Annotated in this window: 3 protein-coding genes; all 3 read right to left on the bottom strand. The window is 68.6% G+C overall.

Annotation, left to right across the window (positions count from 1 at the left end):
- Positions 1–10 precede the first annotated feature (10 nt).
- Positions 11–1,891 carry a type VI secretion system baseplate subunit TssF gene (tssF, locus tag ABNT58_RS07985; protein WP_348752971.1) on the bottom strand — a complete coding sequence of 627 codons (1,881 nt, stop codon included), beginning with the start codon at positions 1,889–1,891 and terminating at the stop codon, positions 11–13.
- A gap of 23 nt (positions 1,892–1,914) precedes the next feature.
- A complete protein-coding gene (gene tssE / locus ABNT58_RS07980; RefSeq protein WP_348752970.1) occupies positions 1,915–2,472 on the bottom strand; it encodes a type VI secretion system baseplate subunit TssE in 558 nt (185 codons plus the stop codon).
- On the bottom strand, positions 2,469–2,958 hold a 490-nt coding region (locus ABNT58_RS07975; RefSeq protein ID WP_348752969.1), incomplete at its 5' end, for a TagK domain-containing protein. The genes ABNT58_RS07975 and tssE, both read right to left, overlap by 4 nt.

Genomic DNA, 2,958 nt, shown 5'->3' with positions numbered 1-2,958 from the left:
GGCGGCGCCATCACACCCCTCCCCGTTGACCCATGCGCACAGGCCAATGCGCCACTTCACCGCGCTGCATGCTGTGCAGCCGCGTCTGCACAAAGGTGTTGATGGCCACGTGGCGGGCCAGATAGTGCTCCAGCACCAGGCCGAACAGGTAGGGGCTGATGCCGCTGAAGCCGTCTTCGTCCACGGTGAGCCTGCATTCCACGCCGCGGCCGTACACCAGCGGCCCGACCCCGGGCAGGCGCCGCGTGACCGGCCGCAGCGCACTGGCCATCAGGCTGTTGACCTGCTGCTGCGCCACGGTGTCGTCCTGCTGCACGAACAGGCGCAGCATGTCGCGCAGGGCCTGGGCGCCTTCGCGCTCGTCCATCTCGTGCAGCGGCAGGTAGTTGAAGCCGAGCTGGCGGATCAGCCGCCAGGCCAGCTCACCTTCTGCAAAGGGCGGCTGCGGCGCCGAGGGTGGACGGATCAGGCCGATGGCATGCACCGGCACCGAGTCGGCCATCTTCAGGTCGTCGAGGCCGTTGCGCGGCACCAGCCTGGGCAGGTCACGGTTGGTCACCAGGGCCTGCACCGTGAGGTAGCGCAGCGCTTCGCTGTACGGGGCTTCGTGCTGGTCCACCAGGCTGAGGAACACCTCGGTGCCGGTGTACGAGGTGCGTGTGCCGTAGCGGCGTGTGCTGTCGGGTATCAGGCGCGGCTCGCGCCGAACCGAGAAGTACCGCCCATGGTTGCCTTCGTCATGGTTCAAGGTCTGGTACATCGGCCGAAAGAGCGCCGGCTCGGTGCTGCCGGCCAGCTGGCCCTGCAGTTCGTTGACGGCGAACACCTCGAAGTCCAGCGGTCGCGACCGGTCGGGCACCAGGTGCAGCTCGGTCTGGCTGGCGGGCACCTCCAGGCGATCGACCCGGTGCTCGAACAGGTTGATCACCGGCGTGCAGTGCAGGGCGAACTGCTCGGCTTGCACCACGCCGGCCAGCTCAGCGGTGCTGCGCGTCAGCAGGATGACGATCTCTGCTTCGCGGCCCTGGATGCGGGCCAGGCCGGGCGCCAGGTGCTGCAGCGCGAAGAAGTAAAAGCGCGTGGGGCAGGCGAAGTACTCGTGCAGCAGGTTGTGCCCGAACCAGCTGTTCCACTTCAGCGGCAGCATGCTCTGCGCGGGGCTCAGCCCTTCATGCACCAAGGCGCCATCGGTCACCACATGCGGCCGATCACCCATGTGCCCGGGCTCACCGACCAGGCTGGCCACGGCGCCCGCATGCAGCAGCTCGAAGAGGTGCGAGGCCAGTTGCTCCTGGCCGCACAGGTAGATGGGCAGACGGTCCAGGCCCTGGATGTCGCTGAAAGACAGCTCGCCCTGCACGCGCAGGCGCAGCCGAAGCGCCCCCTGCACCTGCACATGGGGCGGCAGGTAGCGGTCGGGCGCGGGTATGTCGGGCGGCACCCCGGTCAGGCGCGCCTGCACGATCTCCAGCGGCCACAGCATCAGGTCTTGTGTCGTGCGGAACTGGCAGGCCGTGACCTCGCCATCGGCCAGCCTGGAGAACGCCGCGGTGCCGCGGCGTACCAGGAAGCCCTTGCTGAAGTCGCCTTCGGCCGCTTGCGGGTGCAGCTGCGCCACCGCCATCGAAGGTGTGGGGCTGACGTAGTTGGGGTACACCACCTCCAGCAGGCGCTGGGTGAAGCGCGGAAACTCGGCATCGAGCTTGATGCGCATGCGCGCCGACATGAAGCTGAAAGACTCGATCAGCCGCTCGACGTAGGGGTCGGCCACCTCCTGCCCCTGCATGCCCAGCCGGCGCGCGATCTTCGGGTGCATCTGGGCAAACTCACCCGCGCTTTCGCGCATGTAGAGCAGCTCTTCGTTGTAGTAGCGCAGCAGTTGGGGATGCATGGTGAGGTGCTCGCGGCAAGGGCTCAGCGGGGCCGTAGTTCGATGCGGCTGTTCTCGAGGTCGACCGCGCTTTGCACGGTGAACTCGATCGGATAGGGGCTCATGCGGATGTGGCCCGAGATCTCGAAGATCAGCACGTTGTAGTGGTGCCGGGCCTTGTCCTTGAACAAGGGGCGCACGTGCAGGCTCTCGGGCACCAGCCGCGGCTCGAAGCGGGTGATGGCGGTGCGGATCACTTGCTCGATGTCGCCCCAGCGCTTTTCGGACATGTAGCCGCCCGCCAGCGGCGGCACGCCGTAGTTCACGCAGGAGGCCGCTGCCAGCGGGTGCTCGTGCACCGACACGATCTCGGAGTGGTCGGTGGTGTTGAGCAGCAGGGCCAGGTCGCGCAGCACGATGTCGCGCAGGCGGGCGCGGCTGGCGGTGTAGGCGTCCGGGGACTCGCTGTCCTCCGATGGCGCGTCGTCGCACAGGCGGTCGAACAAGGTGGGCAGGTACACCGCTTCGCGCTGGCGCGCGGCGGCCTCAGGCGGCAGCGTGGAAGGCAAGGCGCGCGCGGCAGGATGCGCTTGGGTCGTCATGGGGTCTCCTTGTCGGGCGGCGATGGGCGAAGCTCGGCGCCGAGAGGCACGGCGCTGTCGAGCGAGAGGCCGTGATGCTCCAGCCGGGTGAGCGAGGGCAGGCGCTCATGGCGCTGCGTGGGCGCCCAACCCTGTGGCGCGAACAGGTGCAGCACGTTGGGCGGTTCGCTGGGCGCGAACAGGTCGTGGGGGCCGTGTGCATCCAGCTGCGACAGCACGGTGTCGATGCCGTCGCGCTGGCCCAGCAGCCGGGACAGCGAGGTCTCGGCCCCTTCCGAGGCTTTGAGCTCGTCGAGGGCATCGACCCGGTTGGCGACCTCCTCCAGCGTCAGGTGCGCCCAGTCCTCGTCGCCCTGCAGCCTTGCTTCCGGCGATTGCAGGCGTTGCAGGTAGCGCGCGTGCCATTGACTCAGCAGCTGCTCTTCGCGGGTGGGGGGCAGGTCGGCCACGGCAGCGACCACGGCAGCGGCGGCCGGTGCGGTCTCG

The sequence above is a fragment of the uncultured Aquincola sp. genome (genome assembly GCF_964001545.1).
In the GTDB taxonomy this organism is placed as follows: domain Bacteria; phylum Pseudomonadota; class Gammaproteobacteria; order Burkholderiales; family Burkholderiaceae_C; genus Aquincola.
The sequence above is the reverse complement of the archived record's forward strand: the minus strand, read 5'-3'. Positions and strand labels throughout refer to the sequence as shown.